Raw genomic sequence first — 21,548 nt, 5'->3', positions numbered from 1 at the left:
GGCACCATCCCGCACCGGCCACAGGAACGCATCATGGCAAAACACGCAAAAGTGCTGATTCTCGGTTCCGGTCCCGCCGGCTACACCGCCGCGGTCTACGCGGCCCGCGCCAACCTGGAACCGGTGCTGATCACCGGCCTGGCACAGGGCGGCCAGCTGATGACCACCACCGACGTCGAGAACTGGCCGGGCGATGCCAAGGGCGTGCAGGGCCCCGAGCTGATGCAGCGCCTGCTGGCGCATGCCGAGGAATTCAAGACCGAAATCATCTTCGATCATATCCATACCGCCAAGCTGGTCGACGAGCACGGCCAGCCGGCCCGCCCCTTCACGCTGATCGGCGACGCCGGCGAGTACACCTGCGACGCTCTGATCATCGCCACCGGCGCCTCGGCCCAGTACCTGGGCCTGCCGTCCGAAGAAGCGTTCATGGGCCGCGGCGTGTCGGCCTGCGCCACCTGCGACGGCTTTTTCTACAAGAACCAGGAAGTGGCCGTGGTCGGCGGCGGCAATACCGCCGTGGAAGAAGCGCTGTACCTGTCGCATATCGCCAGCAAGGTCACCGTGATCCACCGCCGCGACAGCTTCCGCGCCGAGCCCATCCTGGTCGACCGCCTGCTGCAGCGTGAAAAGGAAGGCCGCGTGGTGATCCGCTACGACAGCGTGCTGGACGAAGTGCTGGGCGATGAATCCGGCGTGACCGGCATCCGCGTGCGCGGCACCAAGACCGGCCAGACCGAAGACCTGAAGCTGGCCGGCGTGTTCATCGCCATCGGCCACAAGCCCAACACCGATCTCTTCACCGGCCAGCTGGCGATGGAGAACGGCTACCTGGTGACCAAGTCGGGCCTGCAGGGCGATGCCACCGCCACCAGCGTGCCGGGCGTGTTCGCCGCGGGCGACGTGCAGGACCATGTCTACCGCCAGGCCATCACCAGCGCCGGCACCGGCTGCATGGCCGCGCTGGATGCCCAGCGCTTTGTCGAAGCCCTGAAGTAAGCTGCCCTTGCGCCGGCAGGGCGCCGTCAGCGCCCGCCGGCGCGTCACACGGGCGCCGCCCGCCCGCGGCCCCGCCAGTCGATATAATCGGCGCCGAGCCTTTGGAGATTTTTTCAATGACGCACGGCGCCCGCAAACCCGACCGACCGCCCCAACGCCTCGGCCTGAACGACCTTGCCAGGCTGCGCGACACCCTCAAGGCCGACACCGAGCGCCGCGAAGCCGAACGCCTCGCCGCCGAGCAGGCGGCCGCGCGTGCCCGCGCCGAAGCCGATGTGTTCCGCACCAGCGTGGGTCAGGTCAGCCAGCTGCGCGACCGCAACCGCGCCCACCATCCCCCCAGCAAGCCCGCACCGGTGCCGGTGCAGTCACAGCGCAACGACCAGGCGGTGCTGCAGGCGTCGCTGTCCGACGAGTTCGATGTCGAAAGCCTGCTGGAGACCGACGAGACGCTGTCGTTCCGCCGCCCCGGCATCGGCATGGACGTGGTGCGCAAGCTGCGCCGAGGCGAATGGGTGCCGCAGGACAAGGTCGACCTGCACGGCCTGCGCAGCGACGAGGCGCGCGAGGTGCTGGCCGAGTTCCTGCGCCGCTCGGTGCGCAACGGCGTGCGCTGCGTGCGCGTGATCCACGGCAAGGGCCTGGGCTCGCCCGACAAGCTGCCGGTGCTCAAGGGCAAGGTGCGCAGCTGGCTGGTGCAGAAGGAGGAGGTGCTGGCCTTCGTGCAGGCGCGCGAGGCCGAAGGCGGCGCCGGCGCGCTGATGGTGCTGCTGCGCCAGCCGCGCGCCTGACGCCGCGCCCGGATGCACCTTCCGCTCGAATTGCTGATGGGGCGTCTGCCCCTGATCCTCCACATCATGGAGGTGATCGGCGTGCTCGCCTTCGCGGTCTCGGGGGTGGTCGACGCGCGCAAGCAGCGCCTGGACGTGGTCGGCACCTTCGTGGTGGCCTTTGCCACCGCCTTCGGCGGCGGCACCGTGCGCGACGTGCTGCTCGACCGGCGCCCGTTCTACTGGGTCGACCATGAAGGCTATGTGCTGCTGATCTTCGTGATGTCGTTCGGCGCGTCGTTCGTGCTGCGCGTGGTCAGCCGGGTGGCCTCGGACCGGGCCATGATCTTCGCCGATGCCATCGGCCTGGGGTTGTTCTCCGTCACCGGCGCCTCGCTGGCGCTGGTGGCGCAGATGACCCCCACCGTGGCGGTGATGATGGGCATTATCTCGGCGGTGTTCGGCGGCGTGGTGCGCGACGTGCTGTGCAATGAAGTGCCGATGATCCTGCGCGACCGCTCGCCCTACGCCACCTGCTCGTTTATCGGCTGCTGGATCTATATCGGCCTGACCTGGCTCGAGGTCCGTCAGGAGGCGGCGCTGCTGACCGGCGCGCTGGCGATTATCGCCATGCGCCTGGCGTCGGTGCGCTACGGCTGGAAGCTGCCCAGCTGAGCGGGCGCCTGCGGCGCTCGCCCATGAAAAAGCCGCCCTGCAAGGCGGCTTGTCGCTGCGCTGGCCGATCCCGGCCGATGGTTCAGACCGCGGCTTCGTCCTGTTCGCCGGTGCGGATGCGGATCACGCGCTCGATTTCGGTGACGAAGATCTTGCCGTCGCCGATCTTGCCGGTGTGGGCGGCCTTGACGATGGCATCCAGCACGGTATCGAGCTGGTTCTCGGCCACCACCACTTCAATCTTGATCTTGGGCAGGAAGTCGACCACGTACTCGGCGCCGCGGTACAGCTCGGTATGCCCTTTCTGGCGGCCAAATCCTTTGACTTCGGTCACCGTCAGCCCGGTCACGCCGACGTCTGCCAGGGCTTCGCGCACCTCGTCGAGCTTGAACGGTTTGATGATGGCGGTAATCTGCTTCATGACTGGCCCCTGTTTATCGTTTGTTCACGCGCCTGGCGGCGCTTCGCCGCGGACGCGGCGCTCTCCGGAGGGCATTTTAACAGCCCTTGGACGCTTGCATTTCCGCCAGCGCCACAGCCGGCGCGGCCGCTGCGTGGGCTGGCGCGCGTTGGGCGCCGTCCGCGCCTGTGGATAACCCTGTGGGTAGCCACTGGAGAACCTGTGCACAAGCCGGCACTCCAGGGCGACATCCACCGGTCCGGCGCTCAGTCCGGCACCTTCTCCAGGTCCGCCAGCCACACCACCGATTCCGAGTCGCTGGGCGCGCGCCAGTCGCCGCGCGGCGACAGCGAGCCGCCCGACCCCACCTTGGGCGCATTCGGCACGCACGAGCGCTTGAACTGGCTGGTGCGGAAGAAGCGGTCCAGGAAGATCGCCAGGTTGCGCTTGATGTCGGGCAGGCCGTACTGGTTGCGCACCACGTGCGGGCCGTTGGGCCAGATGCCGAGCTCGCGGTCGCCCCAGGCATGCTGCGCCAGGAAGGCGATCTTCGACGGGGTAAAGCCGAAGCGCAGCGTGTAGTAGAGGTTGAAGTCCTGCAGTTCGTACGGGCCGATGGTGCTTTCGGTCTTCTGCTCGGGGCCGTGGTTGCTGTCGCCGGGGATCAGTTCGGGGCTGATATCGGTATCGAGCACCGCCAGCAGCACGTCCGAGCCGCCCTCGCCCACCTGCCCGGTCTCGGCCACCCAGCGCACCAGGTGCGAGATCAGCGTCTTGGGCACGCTGGCATTGACGTTGTAGTGCGACATATGGTCGCCCACGCCATAGGTGCACCAGCCCAGCGCCAGCTCGCTCAGGTCGCCGGTGCCGATCACGATGGCATTGTTGTAGTTGGCCAGCCGGAACAGGTGGTTGGTGCGCTCGCCCGCCTGCACGTTCTCGAAGGTCACGTCGTAGACCTTCTCGCCGGCGGCATAGGGGTGGCCCAGGTCCTTCAGCATCGCCAGGCACGACGGCCGGATATCGATCTCGGTCGCGCTGCAGCCGACCACCTGCATCAGCTGGCGTGCCTGCTGCAGCGTGCGGCCGCTGGTGGCGAAGCCCGGCATGGTGTACGCCAGGATATTGGCGCGCGGCAGGCCCAGCCGGTCCATCGCCTTGGCGCAGACCAGCAGCGCGTGGGTCGAATCAAGCCCGCCCGAGACGCCGATCACCACCTTGCTGATCCTGCTTGCCGACAGCCGCTGCACCAGCGCCTGCACCTGGATGTTGTAGACCTCCATGCAGCGTTCGTCGCGCTGGCGCGGATCGGCCGGCACGTACGGGAAGCGCGCCACGTTGCGCTCCAGCGGCAGCGACTTTTCCAGCGTCAGGTCGAGCGCGAAGCGGACCACGCGGAACTGCTCGACCTCGGCCTTGTGCCGGCGCACCGAGTGGCCGAAGGTGACCTGGTGCATGCGCTCGCGCGACAGCCGCTCGACGTCGATATCGGCGAACAGCAGGTGCGAGGTGTCGGCAAAGCGCCCGGACTCGGCCAGCAGCTCGCCGTTCTCGCAGATCAGCGCCTGGCCGTCCCAGGCCAGGTCGGTCGACGACTCGCCCTTGCCGGCCGAGGTGTACAGGTAGGCCGCCAGGCAGCGCGCCGACTGCTGCGACACCAGCTGGTGCCGGTAGCCCGACTTGCCGACCACGATATTCGATGCCGACAGGTTGACCAGCACCGTGGCCCCGGCCAGCGCCGCGAACGACGACGGCGGGACCGGCACCCAGACGTCTTCGCAGATCTCGGCGTGGAAGCGGAAGTCGGGGATGTCGTCGAGGTCGAACAGCAGGCCGGCGCCGAACGGCACGTCCTGGCCCAGCAGCTCGATCGACGTGACCGCGGCGTTGTCGGCGGAGCTGAACTGGCGCGCCTCGTAGAACTCCCAGTAGTTGGGCAGGTAGGTCTTGGGCACCACCCCCTGGATGCGCCCGCGCGCCACCACCACCGCGCAGTTGAACAACTGGTGCTCGACCCGCAGCGGCATGCCCACGATCAACGCCGCCGGCAGCTTGCGCGAGGCCTCGACGATGGTGGCCAGCGCCGCCTGACAGGCATCCAGCAGCGCGCGCTGGTGGAACAGGTCGTCGCAGGTGTAGGCCGACAGCCCCAGCTCCGGGAACGCGACCAGCACCGCGCCGCGCTGCGCCGCCTGCGTGGCCAGCGCGATGGTCTCGTTGGCGTTGAAGGCCGGGTCGGCTACCCGGCAGACCGGCACGCCCACCGCGACGCGCGCAAAGCCGTGCGAATAGAGGTTGAAAAACAGGTTCTTCATATCGGCGCCTTGGTGTTGGGAGTCATGCGGTGGTCGTTGGACCAGCCGCAAGCGTGCGGGTCGCCCGGTGCATCCGTGGATGCCTGGGAAAGCACTATTGACCAGGATGCTCCATTTTACGACGCCGGCCCTGACGCAGTGTTTCCGGTAGACTCGACCGGTCCACAGAGGGAACTCGTGCAATGCAGTCTGAATCATGCGTGCCCGGCCACGGGCAGCCGGCGCGGCAAACGCGCAACCAGGCGGATGCCGCCCCCGAATACCGTACCGAGATCGTCTCCGACCTGGGCCAGATCGACGCCGCCGCCTGGGACGCGCTGGTGGCCCGCCACGCCGACGCCACGCCCTTCCTCAAGCATGCCTTCCTGCACGCGCTGCACGCCAGCGGCAGCGCCTGCCCTGACACCGGCTGGCATCCGCGCTACCTGACCTTGTGGGCACCCGCCGCGGCCGGACGCCCGCAACGGCTGGCCGCCGCCATGCCGCTCTATGCCAAGGCGCATTCGTACGGCGAGTATGTCTTCGACTGGGCCTGGGCCGATGCCTATGCCCGCAACGGCATCGAGTACTACCCCAAGTGGCTGGCGGCGATCCCGTTCACACCGGTGCGCGGCGCGCGGCTGCTGGCCGAAGACGCCCATGCGCGCCGGCTGCTGCTGCAGGTCGCGCTGGCGCTCGCCGCCGACAGCCAGATGTCGTCGCTGCACATCCTGTTTCCGGACCAGGCGGAGGCCGCCATGATGGAGCAGGCCGGCATGCTGATGCGCCACGGCGTGCAGTTCCACTGGAGCAACGGCGGCTACGGCAGCTTCGAAGACTTCCTCGCCACGCTGTCGCAGAAAAAGCGCAAGAACATCCGCGCCGAGCGCCGGCAGGTGGCGCAGGCCGGCATCACCTTCCGCCGGCTGCGCGGCGCCGAGATCGACGACGAAGCGTGGAAGTTCTTCAACCGCTGCTATCGCCAGACCTACCGCGAGCACCATTCCACGCCCTACCTGAACCTGGACTTCTTCCGCCGCATCGGCGCCGCCATGCCGCAGCACCTGCTGCTGGTGATTGCCGAGCGCGCGGGCCAGCCCATCGCCAGTTCGCTGCTGGTCTATGACGATGCGCCCGAGGTCAGCACCCTATACGGGCGATATTGGGGGGCGCTGGAATACCACCCCTGCCTGCATTTCGAGACCGCGTACTACCAGCCGCTGGAATTCTGCATCGAGCACGGCATCGGCACCTTCGAAGGCGGCGCGCAGGGCGAGCACAAGATGGCGCGCGGCTTCCTGCCGGTGGCGACGCGCTCGGCCCACTGGCTGGCGCACCCGGCCTTCGCCGACGCCGTCGAGCGCTTCCTCGCGCGCGAGCGCCAGGGCATCGACGCCTACCTCGACGAACTGAACGAGCGCAACCCGTTCGCACGCGCCTGAGGCCGCGGCATTGGCGCTCAGCGCCACATGCGCCGCAGCGTGTTGTCGCCCAGCATGTAGTGGTGGAACAGCGCCGCCATCGCGTGCAGCCCGATAACCAGGTAGAACGCGGTGCCCAGGGTTTCGTGAAGCTCCTTGACGGTGTCCTTCAGCGCCGGGTCGGCCGCGACCAGCGCCGGCACTTCGATCCCAAGCGAAGGCAGCGCCAGCAGGTGGCCGCCGGCATTCATCGCCAGCAGGCCCAGCAGCGGCTGCGCCAGGATAAACAGGTAAAGCACCCAGTGCATGGCCGCGCCGGCCAGCTGCATCCAGCGCGCGCCGGGCTCCGGCGCGGGCGCGCCGCGCAGCAGCCGCCACAGCAGGCGCGGCACCGCCAGCACCAGCACCAGCGCGCCGGCCCATTCATGCACCGCCATGGCCAGCGCGCGCGGCGGCGTGCCCTTGGCGAAACTGCCCTTCAGCTCGATCGCGGCATAGGCCAGCGCCACCAGCACGAACACGATCCAATGGAGCGACACCGCGAGCCGGTCGTAGCGGGACGATGACGAAAAAGTCTGCGGCGATGCCTGGAGTTCGGAGAGGGAAGGCATGGGGACTCCTGTTGTCAGCACCCGCATAGCGTAGCGCAACGCACTTGCCCGGGTACTGCCGTGCATCAAGCGCGCGGCAACAAAAAACCCCGCCGGAGCGGGGCTTGGTCAGCGGCGGTTGCGCTTACTTCTTGTAGTTGGCCACGCCGTCGGTGATTTCCTTGTGGGCTTCCTCGATGCCGGCCCAGCCTTCGACCTTGACCCACTTGCCGGCTTCCAGTGCCTTGTAGTGCTCAAAGAAGTGCTTGATCTGGTCCAGCTGGTTCTGCGGCACGTCCGACAGGCCCTTCATGTAGGCGGTGGCCGGCGACAGCTTGTCCACGGGCACGGCGACCAGCTTTGCGTCCACGCCGGCTTCGTCGGTCATCTTCAACATGCCGAGTGCACGGCAGCGCACCACGGCGCCAGCCAGGATCGGGAACGGGGACAGCACCAGCACGTCGACCGGGTCGCCGTCGCCCGACAGCGTCTGCGGGATGTAGCCGTAGTTGGCCGGATAGCGCATGCCGGTGCCGATAAAGCGGTCGACGAACAGCAGGCCGGTTTCCTTGTCGGCCTCGTACTTCACCGGATCGCTCTGGGCCGAGATCTCGATGATGACGTTGAAATCGTTGGGGATGTCCTTGCCCGGGGATACGAGATTGAAGCTCATGCGGTTCTCCAGATGCCTGCGGTGAGTGTTGGATGGCGGGCATTATAGCGGCTCATGCCTGACCGCAGGCTGACACGCGGGCCCGCCGCCGCGCCTTGCAGGCCGGCCGGCGTCGGCGATAATGGCGCATTCTTCAGCCGTCGCTGAATAGCGCAGCACCCCCGCTGCCCTGCCCTCTCTTGTTGCACCCTGCTGCCCCGGAGCCACCCATGCACGCCCAGCACTTCGTCGCCAACCGCCTGATCGCGCCCGACAACGGCCTGCGCATCAAGGTGTTCGATCCGTCCAACGGCGAGCCGTTCGCCGAGATCGCGCGCGGCAACGCCACCGATATCAATGTCGCCGTCCATGCCGCGCGCCAGGCCGCCGAAGGCGCCTGGGGCCAGATGGCCCCGGCCGAGCGGGTGCGCCTGCTCAACCGCGTCGCCGTGGTGCTGATCGCCCACGAAGAAGAGCTGGCCGCGCTCGAGGCCCGCGACACCGGCAAGCCGCTGCGCCAGGCGCGCGCAGACGCCCGCGCGGTGGCGCGCTACTTCGAGTTCTACGCCGGCGCGGTCGACAAGCTGCACGGCCAGACCATCCCCTACAACCCCGGCTACACCGTGCTGACCGTGCGCGAGCCGCACGGCGTGACCGGCCACATCATCCCGTGGAACTACCCGCTGCAGATCTTCGGGCGCAGCGTCGGTGCGGCGCTGGCCGCCGGCAACGCGTGCGTGGTCAAGCCGGCCGAGGATGCGTGCCTGTCTCTGCTGCGCGTGGCGGAGATCGCCGCGGAAGCCGGCCTGCCCGAAGGCGCGCTCAATATCATCACCGGCTATGGCCATGAAGCCGGCGCCGCGCTGGCGCGCCACCCGGGCATCCACCATATCTCGTTCACCGGCTCGCCGCAGACCGGCAAGCTGGTGTCGCAGCTGGCCGCCGAGAACCACGTGCCGGTCACGCTGGAACTGGGCGGCAAGTCGCCGCAGATCGTGTTTGCCGATGCCGACCTCGACGCGGTGGTGCCGGTGGTGGTCAACGGCATCGTGCAGAACGCCGGCCAGACTTGCTCGGCCGGCAGCCGCCTGCTGGTTGAGCGTCCGGTCTATGACGCGCTGCTCGACCGGCTGGCGTCGGTGTTCGAGTCGCTGCGCGTGGGCCCGTCCGAGCTGGACCTGGAGTGCGGCCCGCTGATCAGCCGCAAGCAGCAGCAGCGCGTGTGGGACTTCGTCTCGGACGCGCAGCACGCCGGCGTGGCGGTGATGGCGCAGGGCCAGATCGTGGCCGAGGCGCCCGAGGCCGGCTACTACCAGGTGCCGATGCTGTTCCGCGACGTGCCGCCGGCGCACCGGCTGGCGCAGGAAGAAGTGTTCGGCCCGCTGCTGGCCGCGATGCCGTTCGACACCGAGGCCGAGGCCATCGCGCTGGCCAACGGCACGCCCTACGGGCTGGTCGCCGGGGTCTGGACCCGCGACGGCGGGCGCCAGCTGCGCCTGGCGCACAAGCTGCGCGCGGGCCAGGTCTTTATCAACAACTACGGCGCCGGCGGCGGCGTCGAACTGCCCTTCGGCGGCAGCGGCCAGTCCGGCTACGGCCGCGAGAAGGGCTTCGAGGCCCTGTACGGATTCACCACACTGAAAACTATCGCCATTCAACATGGGTAACATCAATTTCCTGTCGGTCGCCTTTGCCATCTTCTTTTTCTGGATGGCATGGCATGTGCGGAACAAGCGCGCCACCAACCCTTCCGGCATGCCGCGGCTGCAGGTGTTCAAGCGCAAGTGGGGCGATGTGATGGGCGACCGCGTGCACTGGTGCCTGTATGTGGCGCTGCCGTTCTTGCTGGCGCTGATGATGGTGGCGAATGCAGTGCGGGGACGGGGGCCGTTTTCGCATTGAGGGGACCCAGGCACGTCATCGATAGCGCCTGAACTTGCCAACGCCCGTCGTGATCGCTCCCCTCGCCCGCTTGCGGGAGAGGGGAGCAAACCGGCAGATCTTGAAAGGCTGCAGCAATACCCAAGAACCACAACATCTGGAGACAAGCCATGAGACTCACCAACAAGGTAGCGATCGTCACCGGCGGCGGTTCCGGCTTCGGCGAAGGCATTGCCCACACCTTTGCGCGCGAAGGCGCCAACGTGGTGGTGGCCGACCTGCGCGAGGATGCCGCCGAGCGCGTTGCCGCGGCGATCCGCGACGCCGGCGGGCGTGCCCGCGCGGTGCGCGCCGATGTCTCGCGCGAGGCCGATACCGAGGCCATGCGCGAGGCCGCGCTGGCCACCTTCGGCGACGTTCATATCGTCGTCAACAACGCCGGCACCACCCATCGCAACAAGCCCGTCCTTGAAGTCACCGAGGACGAGTTCGACCGCGTCTACGCCGTCAACGTCAAGAGCATCTACTGGTCGGCGCGCGCCTTTGTCCCGCATTTCCGCCGGCGCGGCGGCGGCGTGTTCGTCAATATCGCCTCCACCGCCGGCATCCGCCCGCGTCCCGGGCTGGTCTGGTACAACGGCAGCAAGGGCGCGGTAATCACCGCCAGCAAGGCCATGGCCGCCGAGCTGGGACCGGACAATATCCGCGTCAACTGCGTCAATCCGGTAATCGGCGCCACCGCGCTGCTCGAAGAATTCATGGGCATGCCCGACACGCCCGAGAACCGCGCGAAGTTCCTCGCCACCATCCCGATGGGCCGCATGTCGACGCCGCAGGACGTGGCCAACGCCTGCCTGTACCTGGCGTCGGACGAAGCCGCCTTTATCACCGGCACCTGCATCGAAGTGGACGGCGGCCGCTGCGTCTGAGACCGCCTCCCACCCGCTTTTCCAGTCGTACGGTAGCTGCAAGAACGCGTCACACAGAAACGCCATTTCCTCAGGAGACAGCATGACAACGACCGCAGTCAACCCGGGCGTCAGCGACGCCGCCTTCGAAGACGCCACCTACCGCAAGGTCAGCTGGCGCCTGGTGCCCTTCCTGCTGCTGTGCTACGTGGTGGCCTACCTGGACCGCGTCAACGTCGGCTTCGCCAAGCTGCAGATGCTGAACGACCTGCAGTTCAGCGAGACCGTCTATGGCCTGGGCGCGGGCATCTTCTTCATCGGCTACTTCCTGTTCGAAGTGCCGAGCAACGTGATCCTGCACAAGGTGGGCGCGCGCATCTGGATCGCGCGCATCATGATCACCTGGGGCGCGATCTCGGCGGCGATGATGTTCGTCACCACGCCGACCATGTTCTACGTGCTGCGCTTCCTGCTGGGCATCGCCGAGGCCGGCTTCTTCCCCGGCATCATCCTGTACCTGACCTACTGGTATCCGGCCAACCGGCGCGGGCGCACCACCACCTTCTTCATGACCGCGATCGCGCTGTCGGGAGTGATCGGCGGGCCGCTGTCGGGCTGGATCATGCAGTCCTTCGACGGCCACAACGGCTGGGCCGGCTGGCAGTGGATGTTCCTGCTCGAAGGGATTCCGTCGATCCTGGTGGGGCTGTGGGTGCTGGCCTACCTCGATGACCGCATCGCCCATGCAAAGTGGCTGACGGCCGAGGAAAAGGCGCTGCTCGAGCGCAATATCGCCAGCGAGAACGCGCACAAGGAAGACCCGCCGGTGCGCACCGTGCTGTCCAGCCCGCGCGTGTGGCTGATGAGCGCGATCTATTTCTGCTTCGTCATGGGCCTGTACGGCGTCAGCTTCTGGCTGCCGACCATCATCAAGCAGACCGGCGTCAAGGGCGCGCTCGATATCGGGCTGCTGACCGCCATTCCCTATGGCTGCGCGGTGATCGGCATGGTGCTGGTGGCCTACAGCGCGGATCGCAGCGGCGAGCGGCGCTGGCATATCGCGCTGCCGGCGCTGGCCGGCGCGCTGGGGCTGCTGCTGTCGGTGCAATGGCACGGCGACACCACGCTGGCGATGGTGGCGCTGACGCTGGCGACGATCGGCATCCTGACCACGCTGCCGCTGTTCTGGAGCCTGCCCACGGCGTTCCTGGCCGGCACCGGCGCGGCCGCGGGCATTGCGCTGATCAACTCGCTGGGCAACCTCGCCGGCTTTCTCAGCCCGTATGCGGTGGGCTGGCTCAAGGACCTGACCCACAGCACGGATTCCGGCATGTATCTGCTGGCCGCGTGCCTGGTGGTCGGCGCGGCGCTGACGCTGTCGGTGCCGAAGCGGCTGGTGGGCCCGAAGTGAAGTCGCGCGCGCGCCGCTTGCCGGCGCGAATGCGCCGTCGGCTGACGCGGATGTAGGACCGCGCCCGGCAGTGTCGCCTGTTCCCTGGCCCTAGCATGGAAAAGAGACACCCGGAGTGATCCCGACGGGGTCCTCCGGGCATCGGATTCCCAAGCTTGCCAAGGAGGCCACGATGCCGCAACTGCCCCCGTTTGCCCCTACCCGTTCGCTGAAGGTTGTCGAAGCGCGCCTGGCACGCCGCTCGCGCGTAAAGCGCCTGGTGCTCGCACTGAGCGCCGGCGTGGTCGCGCTGCTGGCCCTGGTGCCGGCAGCGAGCCATGCGCAGGCACCCGTAGTCGATGCCAATCCCGCGCCGGCAACGCCGGCCGCGACACCCGCACCAGGCACCATGGCACCGACACCGGGCGCGACCACGCCGCCCGCAACGACGGTGCCGCCGGCCGCCACCATGCCTCCCGCCACCCAGCCAGCACCCGGCATAGCGGCGCCCGCCACGGCCGCCCCGCCGCCAACGGCTTCACCGATGCCCGCGCCGACCGGCACGCCGCCCGCGGTGCCCGCCCCGCCGCCCATGGCAGCCCCCGCGCAGCCCAGCCCCCCGCTTACCGTGCCGCCCCCGCCGCCACCGCGTGACGCGATGGTGCAGCGCCAGGCCGGGCCCGTCGCCTATATCTGCGGCGGCGTCGCCGAGGACGAGCAGGTCGCGCTGCAATCGCAGGCGCGCAAGTACAACATGAGCCTGCTGTTCACGCAGGGCGCGCGCGGCGAGTACTTGTCGGATGTCGACGTCAAGCTGATGCGCGGCGGCAAGGAAGTCGCCAGCTTTGTCGCGGACGGGCCGCGCTGCCTGCTGAAGGCGCCGTCGGGCACGTACAACGTGCGCGCGACGTACCAGGGCAGGACCAAGACCATGACGGTCAGTACGAATAGCAAGAATGCGCAGATGCGGTGGTAGCGCTGCTCGACTGTAATACAGTGACGCGCCTTGCATGACCGCCTGGGTACTCCCTCTCCCGCTTGCGGGAGAGGGTTGGGGTGAGGGCCGGGAATGTCGACGAAGTGAAGGCCGTCGCCATTGCCACCGCCCGGCCCTCACACCCGGCCCCTCTCCCGCAAGCGGGAGAGGGGAGCAAAGCCTCAGCCCGCCGGCGTATCCCCCAGCATCTGCCCCACCGACCCCGCCGTCCCCGCCGCCCGCTCGCCCAGCAGCCGGTGCAGCGTCCCCAGCAGTTCATCCTCGTTATAAGGCTTGCCCAGGTACACGTTGACGCCGATTTCCTCGGCATAGCGGCGATGCTTGTCGGCGGTGCGCGAGGTGATCATCACCAGCGGCAGGTGCGCGGTGCGCGCGTCGGAGCGCACGTTGCGGGTCAGGTCGAAGCCGTCCATGTGCGGCATCTCGATATCCACCAGCATCGCGTCCGGCATCACGTCCTGCAGCTGCTTGAGCGCGTCGACGCCGTCGCGCGCCAGCACCACGTGGTAGCCGGCGCGGCCCAGCAGGCGCTGGGTGGCCTTGCGCACGGTCAGCGAATCATCGACCACCATCACGGTGGGCTGCAGCGCCAGGCCCGGCACGGGCTCGGCACTGCCGTCGCCCGCCAGTTCCGCCACCGCGCCCATCTGCGCGACCGGCTGAGTCGGCGTCTGCGGCAGCGCGGGCGGATCCAGCGGGCGTGACTGGCCGCGCTCGCGCACGAAGCGCTGCGCCAGCACCACCGGGTTGTAGATCAGCACGATCTCGCCGTCGCCCAGCGTGGTGGCGCCGGCGATGCCCTCCAGGCGCGCCAGGTGCGGGCCGATGTGCTTGACCACCACTTCGCGGTTGCCGACCACGTCGTCCACATGCACGGCGACGCGCTCGGCGCCGCTGCGCACCACCACCACCGGCGAGTACTTGCGCCCCGCCGTCGCGGCGTTGCCCTGTTCCAGCAGCGCGCCGAAATAGAAGAACGGCACCTCGGCGCCGGCCACGCCCAGGCGGCCGTGGTTGTACGCGTCCAGCAGCGCCGGCGCGCGCAGTTGCTGCACCTGGTCGATCATGCCGCTGGGCACCGCATAGCGGCGCGCGCCCAGCGCGAACACCAGCACCTGCGTGATGGCCGTGGTCAGCGGCAGGTGCACGGTAAAGGTGGTGCCCTGCCCCGGCTGCGACGTTAGCGTGATGCGCCCGCCCAGCGCCACGGTCTCGGCGCGCACCACGTCCATGCCGACGCCGCGGCCGGCCAGTTCGGACACTTCCTGCGCGGTGGAGAAGCCGGGGGTGAAGATCATCTCGGTCAGGCGCGCTTCGCTGGCGTCGTCGTCCGGCGCCAGCAGCCGGCGCTCGACCGCGCGCGCGCGGATGCGCGCCAGGTCGAGCCCGCCGCCGTCATCGATGAAATGCAGCACCACCTCGTTGCCTTCCTGCTGCACCTCCAGCGTCAGCGCGCCGGTGGCAGGCTTGCCCGCGGCGCGGCGCTGCGCAGAGGGCTCGATGCCGTGCGCCACCGCGTTGCGGATCAGGTGCTCGATCGGGCCGGCCATGCGGTCCAGCACCGAGCGGTCGATCTCCACCGTGCCGCCCTTGATCAGCAGCCGCACTTCCTTGCCGGTCTCGGCCGCGGCCTGCCGGGCCACGCGGTACAGGCGCTCGGCCAGCGCGTCGAACTGCACCATGCGCGCCTGCATCAGTCCGCGCTGCAGCCCGCGCGTGAGCCGCGCCTGCGCCGCAAGGTCGCCGGCGGCGCGGTCGAAGCCGCGCTGCAGGTTCTGCTCGACGGTGGCCACGTCGTTGACCGACTCGGCCATCATCCGCGTCAGCTCCTGGAAGCGCGTGAAGCGGTCGAACTCGAGCGGATCGAATTCCTGCTTGTGCTGCGCGTCGGCAATGCGCGACGCCATCTGCGATTCGGCCTGGATCTCGATCTCGCGCAACTGGCCGCGCAGGCGCGCGACGTTGTCGTTCAGTTCGCCCAGGTAGGCGCGCATCGCCTCCAGCTCGCTGTCCAGGCGCGCGCGCGTGGCGCCGACTTCGCCGGCCTCGTTGATCAGCGTGTCGAGCGCGCGCGCCTGCACGCGGACCAGCGCGCGCTGCGGCTCGGCCGGAGCCAGCGCAGGTAGCGGCGCGAGCGGAGCCAGCGCAGCGGCCGGCGGCATCGGCACCATCACGTCGGCCGGCCCCGGCACCGCGGGCAGGTCGCGATCGGGGTCGGACGCGGGCGCTGCTGCCGCGCAAGCGTCGGGCGCTTCAGCGGCTTCAGGCTGCGGCATGGCGGCGTCGGCCGCCTGCAGGGGTTCGGCCAGGCCGTTGACCACATCGGGATCGTCGGCCGGCAGCAGGCGGCCGGCCTGCAAGGCCTCGGCATGCGCGAGGATGCGGTCGTACCAGGCGTAGAGCCGCTCGAACACCTTGGGCGCAACCGGCTGCTGCCCCTGCCCGCGCAGCGTGCTGTCGAGCAGCGTTTCCATCTCGTGCGCGGCCTGCCCCAGCGCCATCGCGCCGGCCATGCGCGCGCTGCCCTTGAGCGTATGCAGCGCGCGCAGCACCAGCCCGCCATGGCGCGCGTCGGCGGGCGCGGCTTCCCAGCCGCGCAACAGCTTGCCCAGCTCGGGCAGCGAGCCCTGCGCCTCTTCCAGGAAGATCTGCACCAGGGCCGGGTCGGCGACGTTGGCAACGTTGGCGTCGGCAGCCGCCGCCTCATGCGCACGCTGCGCCGTCGGCAGCGCGATCACGACCGCGTCATGCGTGGTGGCGGGCGGCGCTGCATCGGCTTCGGCAGCTTCAGCAGCATCGGCAGCAGGCGGCAGCGCCGCTGCATCCTGTGCCGCGGGCGGCAAGCGGCCGAACATCTGCGCCATCGCGTCATCGCTCTCGGCCGGCGGCTGCGGCACGGGTACTGCCACGCGCGGGCGCAGCAGTGCGCGCTCGCCGAACTCGACCAGGCTGCGGCGCAACCCGGCATCGGCCTGCGGCCAGATGCCGGCGGCAAACTGGTGCAGCATACCGCGCATGCGCTCGGCGGCCTGCTCCAGCAGGCGGAAGTCGCCCGCATGCATCGCCACCGGATGCGCGCCCAGCTGCAGCAGCAACGCTTCCAGCGCCTCGGCAATCTCGCGCACCGGCTCCAGGCCCACGGTCGACGCGCTGCCCTGCAGCGTGTGCGCGACCCGCAGCGCCAGCTCGCTCGGGCATGGGTGGGCCTCGTGCCGCCATTCGGAGATATCGGTGGCGAACTGGCGCAGCAGGCCGTCGGCCTCCTGCAGGTAGACGTTGTACAGCGCCAGGCCGATGCGCACCGGGCCGATGACCTTGTAATGGTCGTCCTCGTCCGACAGGCCGCCGGCCAGGCGGAAGGGGATCACGTTGTCGTCGGGCGTGGCGGCGTCGGCGTCGGCGCCGGTATCGGTATCGGTATCCGTGTCCGCGGTGGCGGCGGCCTCCGGCTCCTCGCTCGGCACGTCGTCGCCAGGCACTTCAGGCACTTCAGGCACGTCCGGCGCCAGCGCCATGTCGGCGGCGGCGCCGGCATCGCGCAGCGCTTCGGCGGCGGCGACCAGCGGCGCGATGTCGTGCCAGGCCGCGGCATCGCCGTGCAGCCGCGCGACCCACGCCGACAGCTCGGCATGCGCGCGGCGCAGCAGCGCCAGCAGCGCCGGCGCGGGCTCGCGCGCTTCGGCCAGCCACAGGTTCATCACCTGCTCCACCGCCCACGCCGCTTCGCCGTAGCGATGCAGGCCGACCATGCGGCTCGAGCCCTTGAGCGTATGGAATGCGCGCCGCAGACGGCTGAGCGTGTCGGCATCGCGCAGCGCCTCGACACCGGCGCCGAGGTCGCCGGCGATGCCGGCCAGCACCTCGTCGGCCTCGTTCAGGAAGATGTCGAGCAGTTCCGCATCGATGGCGGCGTGGTCGCCGGCGGCGGGCATCGCCGGCGTGGTTGCGCTGGCCGGCATCGGCGCAGGCTCGGCCGGGATCGCGGCCAGCGCCATCACCATGCGGGCGCCGGCGTCGTCGCTGCCGGCAAGCCAGGCGTTGCACTGCGTGACGGCATCGGTGGCCAGGCGGCGCAGCGCGGCATCGTCGTCGATGGCGGCCTGGTCGGCCAGCGCCTGCAGCGCGGCACGCAGCCGCTGCACTGCCGGCGCATCGGCGCTGGCACCGGCGCGCAGCGCTTCGTCGGCGGCGGCGCGCGCGGCGGCCAGCGGATCCTGCGGCGCCTGCGCTTCGCTCGCGTCTGCGGCATCCGGCAATGCGTCCGCGCGGCGCACGCGGCCGAATTCGACGGCATCGGCGAACGCGTGGACCGCGCCCAGCTCCGCCGCCACCGTGCGCAGCAGCGCCGCGCGCGCGCCGGCGTCGGCGAGCTCGCCCGCATCGGCAAGCCGCGCCGCGACGCCCTGCACCGCCGCGCTGGCCTGCGCCGCTTCGCCGGCCAGCGCCGCCGGCAGTGCGCAGGAGCCCTGCAGCTGCGCCAGCGTTGCCTGCAGCGCGGCGAAGGCCTGGCGCGCGTCGCGCAGGTGCGCGGCGCCGTCGGCGCGCGCCGCATTGCGGTCGTAGCTGTCGAGCCAGGACTCGCCACTGTCGAGCTGGGCGCGCAGTTGCGCCACGGCTTCGCTGCGCAGCGCCTGCGCGCGCGCCTCGTCGACCATGCGCGCCAGCCAGGCCGGCGCGGCGGCGGCAGGGTCGGCCAGGCTGGCGGCGAGCGCGTCGCACTGCGCGGCAAAGCGCGCCGCGGCCGGATGGGCGGACTGCCCGTGCACGCGCCACGGCAGCGCCAGCGCGCGCGACAGGAACAGCGCGATGCCGGCGGCGCCCAGCGCATCGCCGGCGCCGCGCTCGCGCCCCGGCATCGCGGCCCGCGCCAGGCAACGCTGCAGCGGCGGCTGCGCCAGCGGCAGCGCCGCCTCGGCCAGCGCGGCCAGCGCGATTTCCCAGGCGGCCTGGTCGGCCGCCGCGGCGCGTTCCAGCCCGGCCGCGGCCTGCTGCAGGTTGCGCGTGTCGATGGGGTCGAGCCAGCCGTAGTAGCGCCGGCGGAAATCGGCATTGGCCTGCGCATGCGCGCCATCGAGGCGGAACGCCGCCAGCGTGCGCGCGATATCGGCGCGCAGCGACACCGCGTCGTTGTCGCTGTCGTTGGCGCTATCGTTGCCACCCTCGCCCAGCCCGGTGCAGACCAGCAGGAACACCGCATCGTTCAGCAGCGCCTGCGGCACCCGCACATGGCCCTGCTGGTACTGGCGCAGCAACAGGTTGACGCGGCCGGCCAGGCGCTTGGCCAGCAGGTCCGACGGCAGCAGGCCCAGCGCCAGCGCACGGCACACCAGCCCCAGCACATGCCAGACGCCGCGGTCGGGATGGTCGGCGGCGCGGCGCGCATCCTGTTCGTTGGCGCGCAGTTCCTCCAGCGCCGCGTGCAGCGGCAGCCAGGCCTCGCGCAGCAGCGCCGCGTCGGCGCACGGCGCGGGCAGGCGCAGCGCCTTGAGCAGGGCCGATTCGAACTGCTGGCGCGCGCGCGTGACGGCTGCCGGCCCCTTGGCCGGCAGCAGCATGCCGGGCAGCATCTGCAGTTCGTCGAGCCAAAGGTCGGCGGGATGCACGCGTTCCTCGCCCAATCGGGCCAGCACGGCCGCATAGGGCTGGAACAGGCGCAGCGGGGCTTCGTCGTCGCCGGCCATCAGGTCGTCGACGTATTCGGCCAGTGCCTGCACGCCGGCGCGGAATACCGCCAGCGCCTCGGGGTCGGCGGCGACGGCGCCGGCGTCGATGGCGTCGAGCAGGCGGCGCAGTGCCTGGCAATACGGATCGGTGCCGCGCAGCCCGACGATATGCACGGCGCCGGCGGCCTGGTGCAGGTGCTGGCCGGCCAGCCGCAGCGAGGTGGTGTCGCGCGCGCCCAGCGCCTCGGGCGCCTGGCGCACTTCATCGACATAGTGGCCCAGCTCCGCGGCGGCCTCTTCCAGCGCGCTGCGCAGGCTGGGCGCCAGCCACGCCAGGCCGGACAGGTCGCGCGCGGCGCCGCCTTCGGGCGACGGCTGCGCGCCGGCCGGCAACGGTGCGGGTTCGGGTTCGGGCAAGGCGCCGGCCGGCACACCGGCTGCGGCAGCGTCGCGCGGGACGGGAAGATTCAGGGACATGACGGCTTCCAGTGCGGCGCCGGCACGGCAGCCGCGGGCCGCCCGCCGCAACGGGCGGCGGGCGCGGAGTTGGCATAAGGCGCGGGGAAGCGGTGCGCGGAAGCGGTCGCAGGCGTCATCCGGCCACTCAGGCGATCTTGAAGCGCGACACCGAGTTGCGCAGTTCCTCGCTCAGCAGCGTCAGCTGGCGCACCGATTGCGCGGTCTGGCGCGTGCCGGTGGTGGTCTGCTCGGTGACCTGCAGGATGCGTTCGATATGGCGCGCCACGGTGGTGGCGAGGTCGGCCTCGTGCGAGGTGGACTGCGAGATCTGTTCGATCAGTTCGGCGAGCTGGCGCGACACGCGCCCGATCTCGACCAGCGCGGCACCGGCGTTGTCCGACAGCCGCGCGCCCTCCACCACGCCCTGGGTGCTGCGCTCCATCGCGTGCACCGCGTCCTGGGTATCGGTCTGGATGGTGCGGATCAGCGCGCCGATCTGCTTGGTGGCCTCGCCCGAGCGCTCGGCGAGGCGCTGCACTTCTTCGGCCACCACCGAGAAGCCGCGCCCGGCCTCGCCGGCCGACGCCGCCTGGATGGCGGCGTTCAGCGCCAGCACGTTGGTCTGCTCGGTAATGTCCGAGATCAGCTCGACGATTTCACCGATCTCCTGCGACGACTCGCCCAGCCGCTTGATGCGCTTGGAGGTCTCCTGGATCTGCTCGCGGATGTCGTTCATGCCGGCAATGGCGTTCTGCACCGCCTGCTGGCCCTGTTCCGCCGCCGACAGCGAAGCGCGCGCGACGTTGGCGGACTCGGCCGCGCCGCGCGACACCTGCGTGATGCGGTCGGCCATCTCCACCACCGACTCGCCGGTCTGGCGGATCTGGCGCGACTGCTCTTCGGTGGTCGACACCAGCTGGGTCGAGGTGGACTGCACCTGCCCCGACGCCTGCGTCACCTCGCCCGCGGTCTGCTGCACCCGGCCGACCAGCTCGCGCAGCTCTTCCACGGTGTAGTTGACCGAGTCGGCAATCGCGCCGGTGATGTCCTCGGTCACGGTGGCCTGGCGCGTCAGGTCGCCGTCGGCGATGTCCTGCAGCTCGTTCATCAGCTGCAAAATGGCCTTCTGGGTGTTGTCGTTGTTGCGTTTTTCGTCGAGCCGGCGGGCCTCGGCCTCGCGCTCGCGCGCTTCGGCTTCCAGCGCGCGCATGCGCGAATCGCGCAGGTACAGCGCCGCCAGGCCGACCAGGCACAGCAGCGTCAGCGCCGCCGACACCACGGTCGCGCCCAGCGTCACCGGGCGCACCCGCGCCGACTGCGCGTAGGCGCGCTGCAGCGCCGAGAGCTCGGCGCGCAGCGCCTCGTTGTCATTGAAGATCTGCTGCTGCGCGCGCTTGGCGGCGATCAGGCCGGGCAGGTTCTGCAGGATGGTCTGGGTGGTCTTCTGCACCGCCTCGAAGCGCTGCGACAGCTGCTGCAGGTAGCCGCGCGTCTCTTCGTCGGCGGCGGCGGACAGCCGCAGCGCCTCGCTGCCGTTGAGCAGGCCGTCCAGGGTCTCGCGGAAGGTATTGGTGTCCTTGCCCAGCAGGAACGCGGTCTCGGGGTTGACGCCTTCGCCGGCCAGGAACTCGTTCAGGTTCTTGCCCAGGCGCTGGGTCAGCATCACCAGCTGCGCCGAGGCCGCCACCTCGCGCGCATTGGCGCCGGACTGCAGCTTGATCGCCGCCACCTGTTCGGCGGCTTCGAGCAGCTCGGGGTTGGACGCGTTGAAGATCTGCAGGGTCTGGCCGATGGTGGTCAGCACCGGCTGCTGCGCCAGCACGTCGGCGGCGCTTTTCTCGGAACGCTGCCATGACGCCATGGCGGCCTCCAGCAGCGGTTCGGCCGCGCCGGTGGTGGCGCGCACGCGCTTTTCGTCGCTGCCCTGCTGCAGCGCCTTCAGGTCGCCCGACAGCGCGTCCCTGGACTGGCGCAGCTGGGTGAAGGCCTGCGCATTGCCCAGCAGCGCCACCGGCACCGCCTTGCCCAGGCGCTGCGAGTGCATCAGCATGTCGCCGGCCACCTCGATCTGCGCGGCGGCATTGTTGGCGATGCGGTTGTCCAGGTAGACCGAGCCCAGCAGCGCCACCAGCGACACCACCACGCCCACGGTCAGCAGCCGCTGCTGCGACGTGAACGGCATGCGCCCGAGCCAGCGGCCCACGTGCTCCAGCGGCGTCGCGCCCAGCCCCGCGGCGGGCGGCAGCGGCGCGGGTTCGGGGCCGCCGGCATAGGCCAGGCCCGTCCCGTCCAGGCCATCCGCAAGGCCGGTGGCAGCGTCGGCGGCCGGCGTGCGCCGGCCCAGGCTGAATTTCTTGAAACCCATGGCACCCTCTTTTCGTTTTATCGTTGTCATGCCCGGCGGCTAGTGCCGGGTGCGGCAGGCGCTGGCCTGCGCGCCGTCATTGTC

General features: G+C 70.1%; 15 protein-coding genes. 9 read left to right on the top strand and 6 right to left on the bottom strand.

The features are described from left to right. Positions 1–33: 33 nt before the first annotated feature. The 3 genes from trxB (at position 34) to CBM2594_RS04925 (ending at position 2,444) form a co-directional block, all read left to right on the top strand. The gene (trxB, locus tag CBM2594_RS04935) at positions 34–999 is read left to right on the top strand and encodes a thioredoxin-disulfide reductase (protein WP_116357688.1); all 966 of its coding nucleotides are present in this window, start codon (positions 34–36) and stop codon (positions 997–999) included. A 116-nt stretch (positions 1,000–1,115) separates the two neighbouring features. Next, entirely contained in the window at positions 1,116–1,790 is a 675-nt protein-coding gene (locus CBM2594_RS04930) for a Smr/MutS family protein (protein WP_116355869.1), read from the top strand. A 12-nt stretch (positions 1,791–1,802) separates the two neighbouring features. Continuing rightward, complete coding sequence (locus CBM2594_RS04925) at positions 1,803–2,444, top strand: trimeric intracellular cation channel family protein (RefSeq protein WP_116355868.1); 642 nt, start codon at positions 1,803–1,805, stop codon at positions 2,442–2,444. An 82-nt stretch (positions 2,445–2,526) separates the two neighbouring features. Here CBM2594_RS04925 and glnK read toward each other — a convergent pair whose 3' ends face one another. Next, positions 2,527–2,865, bottom strand: a complete 339-nt coding sequence (gene glnK / locus CBM2594_RS04920) for a P-II family nitrogen regulator (RefSeq protein WP_006162803.1) — start codon at positions 2,863–2,865, stop codon at positions 2,527–2,529. Positions 2,866–3,110: 245 nt separating this feature from the next. Further along, positions 3,111–5,159 carry an NAD(+) synthase gene (locus tag CBM2594_RS04915; protein WP_116355867.1) on the bottom strand — a complete coding sequence of 683 codons (2,049 nt, stop codon included), beginning with the start codon at positions 5,157–5,159 and terminating at the stop codon, positions 3,111–3,113. Between the two features lie 182 nt (positions 5,160–5,341). Between CBM2594_RS04915 and CBM2594_RS04910 the strand changes: the two genes are divergently transcribed. Continuing rightward, entirely contained in the window at positions 5,342–6,580 is a 1,239-nt protein-coding gene (locus tag CBM2594_RS04910) for a GNAT family N-acetyltransferase (RefSeq protein WP_116355866.1), read from the top strand. 17 nt (positions 6,581–6,597) lie between these two features. Here the strand turns inward: CBM2594_RS04910 and CBM2594_RS04905 are convergent, their stop codons facing one another. Both CBM2594_RS04905 and ppa read right to left on the bottom strand, forming a co-directional pair. Next, entirely contained in the window at positions 6,598–7,170 is a 573-nt protein-coding gene (locus CBM2594_RS04905; RefSeq protein ID WP_116355865.1) for a cytochrome b, read from the bottom strand. Positions 7,171–7,294: 124 nt separating this feature from the next. Further along, entirely contained in the window at positions 7,295–7,822 is a 528-nt protein-coding gene (gene ppa, locus CBM2594_RS04900; RefSeq protein ID WP_035822416.1) for an inorganic diphosphatase, read from the bottom strand. 209 nt (positions 7,823–8,031) lie between these two features. On the opposite strand from ppa, the gene CBM2594_RS04895 reads away from it, so the two are divergent. From CBM2594_RS04895 to CBM2594_RS04875, 5 genes are all read left to right on the top strand, one after another. After that, the gene (locus CBM2594_RS04895) at positions 8,032–9,468 is read left to right on the top strand and encodes an aldehyde dehydrogenase family protein (RefSeq protein ID WP_116355864.1); all 1,437 of its coding nucleotides are present in this window, start codon (positions 8,032–8,034) and stop codon (positions 9,466–9,468) included. Next, on the top strand, positions 9,461–9,703 hold the full coding sequence (locus tag CBM2594_RS04890; protein WP_116355863.1) for a hypothetical protein: 243 nt from the start codon (positions 9,461–9,463) through the stop codon (positions 9,701–9,703). Before CBM2594_RS04895 ends, CBM2594_RS04890 begins: the two co-directional genes overlap by 8 nt. Positions 9,704–9,852: 149 nt before the next feature. Next, positions 9,853–10,611, top strand: a complete 759-nt coding sequence (locus CBM2594_RS04885) for an SDR family oxidoreductase (protein WP_116355862.1) — start codon at positions 9,853–9,855, stop codon at positions 10,609–10,611. Positions 10,612–10,693: 82 nt separating this feature from the next. Then, complete coding sequence (locus tag CBM2594_RS04880) at positions 10,694–12,001, top strand: MFS transporter (RefSeq protein ID WP_116355861.1); 1,308 nt, start codon at positions 10,694–10,696, stop codon at positions 11,999–12,001. Positions 12,002–12,173: 172 nt separating this feature from the next. Further along, the gene (locus CBM2594_RS04875; protein WP_116355860.1) at positions 12,174–12,956 is read left to right on the top strand and encodes a hypothetical protein; all 783 of its coding nucleotides are present in this window, start codon (positions 12,174–12,176) and stop codon (positions 12,954–12,956) included. A gap of 182 nt (positions 12,957–13,138) precedes the next feature. On the opposite strand, the gene CBM2594_RS04870 is transcribed toward CBM2594_RS04875, so the two are convergent. Together CBM2594_RS04870 and CBM2594_RS04865 are read right to left on the bottom strand one after the other, a co-directional pair. Beyond that, complete coding sequence (locus CBM2594_RS04870; RefSeq protein ID WP_116355859.1) at positions 13,139–19,117, bottom strand: hybrid sensor histidine kinase/response regulator; 5,979 nt, start codon at positions 19,115–19,117, stop codon at positions 13,139–13,141. A 127-nt stretch (positions 19,118–19,244) separates the two neighbouring features. Then, positions 19,245–21,464 carry a methyl-accepting chemotaxis protein gene (locus CBM2594_RS04865; RefSeq protein ID WP_116355858.1) on the bottom strand — a complete coding sequence of 740 codons (2,220 nt, stop codon included), beginning with the start codon at positions 21,462–21,464 and terminating at the stop codon, positions 19,245–19,247. Positions 21,465–21,548: the final 84 nt, after the last annotated feature.

The sequence above is a fragment of the Cupriavidus taiwanensis genome, from assembly GCF_900249755.1.
In the GTDB taxonomy this organism is placed as follows: domain Bacteria; phylum Pseudomonadota; class Gammaproteobacteria; order Burkholderiales; family Burkholderiaceae; genus Cupriavidus; species Cupriavidus taiwanensis_D.
The sequence above is the reverse complement of the archived record's forward strand: the minus strand, read 5'-3'. Positions and strand labels throughout refer to the sequence as shown.

Coding starts and splice junctions, on each gene's coding strand:
- CBM2594_RS04925 (WP_116355868.1), top strand. CDS start 1,803: ATGCACCTTCCGCTCGAATTGCTGATGGGGCGTCTGCCCCTGATCCTC.
- CBM2594_RS04915 (WP_116355867.1), bottom strand. CDS start 5,159: ATGAAGAACCTGTTTTTCAACCTCTATTCGCACGGCTTTGCGCGCGTC.
- glnK (WP_006162803.1), bottom strand. CDS start 2,865: ATGAAGCAGATTACCGCCATCATCAAACCGTTCAAGCTCGACGAGGTG.
- trxB (WP_116357688.1), top strand. CDS start 34: ATGGCAAAACACGCAAAAGTGCTGATTCTCGGTTCCGGTCCCGCCGGC.
- CBM2594_RS04895 (WP_116355864.1), top strand. CDS start 8,032: ATGCACGCCCAGCACTTCGTCGCCAACCGCCTGATCGCGCCCGACAAC.
- CBM2594_RS04875 (WP_116355860.1), top strand. CDS start 12,174: ATGCCGCAACTGCCCCCGTTTGCCCCTACCCGTTCGCTGAAGGTTGTC.
- CBM2594_RS04910 (WP_116355866.1), top strand. CDS start 5,342: ATGCAGTCTGAATCATGCGTGCCCGGCCACGGGCAGCCGGCGCGGCAA.
- CBM2594_RS04890 (WP_116355863.1), top strand. CDS start 9,461: ATGGGTAACATCAATTTCCTGTCGGTCGCCTTTGCCATCTTCTTTTTC.
- CBM2594_RS04870 (WP_116355859.1), bottom strand. CDS start 19,117: ATGTCCCTGAATCTTCCCGTCCCGCGCGACGCTGCCGCAGCCGGTGTG.
- CBM2594_RS04930 (WP_116355869.1), top strand. CDS start 1,116: ATGACGCACGGCGCCCGCAAACCCGACCGACCGCCCCAACGCCTCGGC.
- CBM2594_RS04905 (WP_116355865.1), bottom strand. CDS start 7,170: ATGCCTTCCCTCTCCGAACTCCAGGCATCGCCGCAGACTTTTTCGTCA.
- CBM2594_RS04880 (WP_116355861.1), top strand. CDS start 10,694: ATGACAACGACCGCAGTCAACCCGGGCGTCAGCGACGCCGCCTTCGAA.
- CBM2594_RS04885 (WP_116355862.1), top strand. CDS start 9,853: ATGAGACTCACCAACAAGGTAGCGATCGTCACCGGCGGCGGTTCCGGC.
- ppa (WP_035822416.1), bottom strand. CDS start 7,822: ATGAGCTTCAATCTCGTATCCCCGGGCAAGGACATCCCCAACGATTTC.
- CBM2594_RS04865 (WP_116355858.1), bottom strand. CDS start 21,464: ATGGGTTTCAAGAAATTCAGCCTGGGCCGGCGCACGCCGGCCGCCGAC.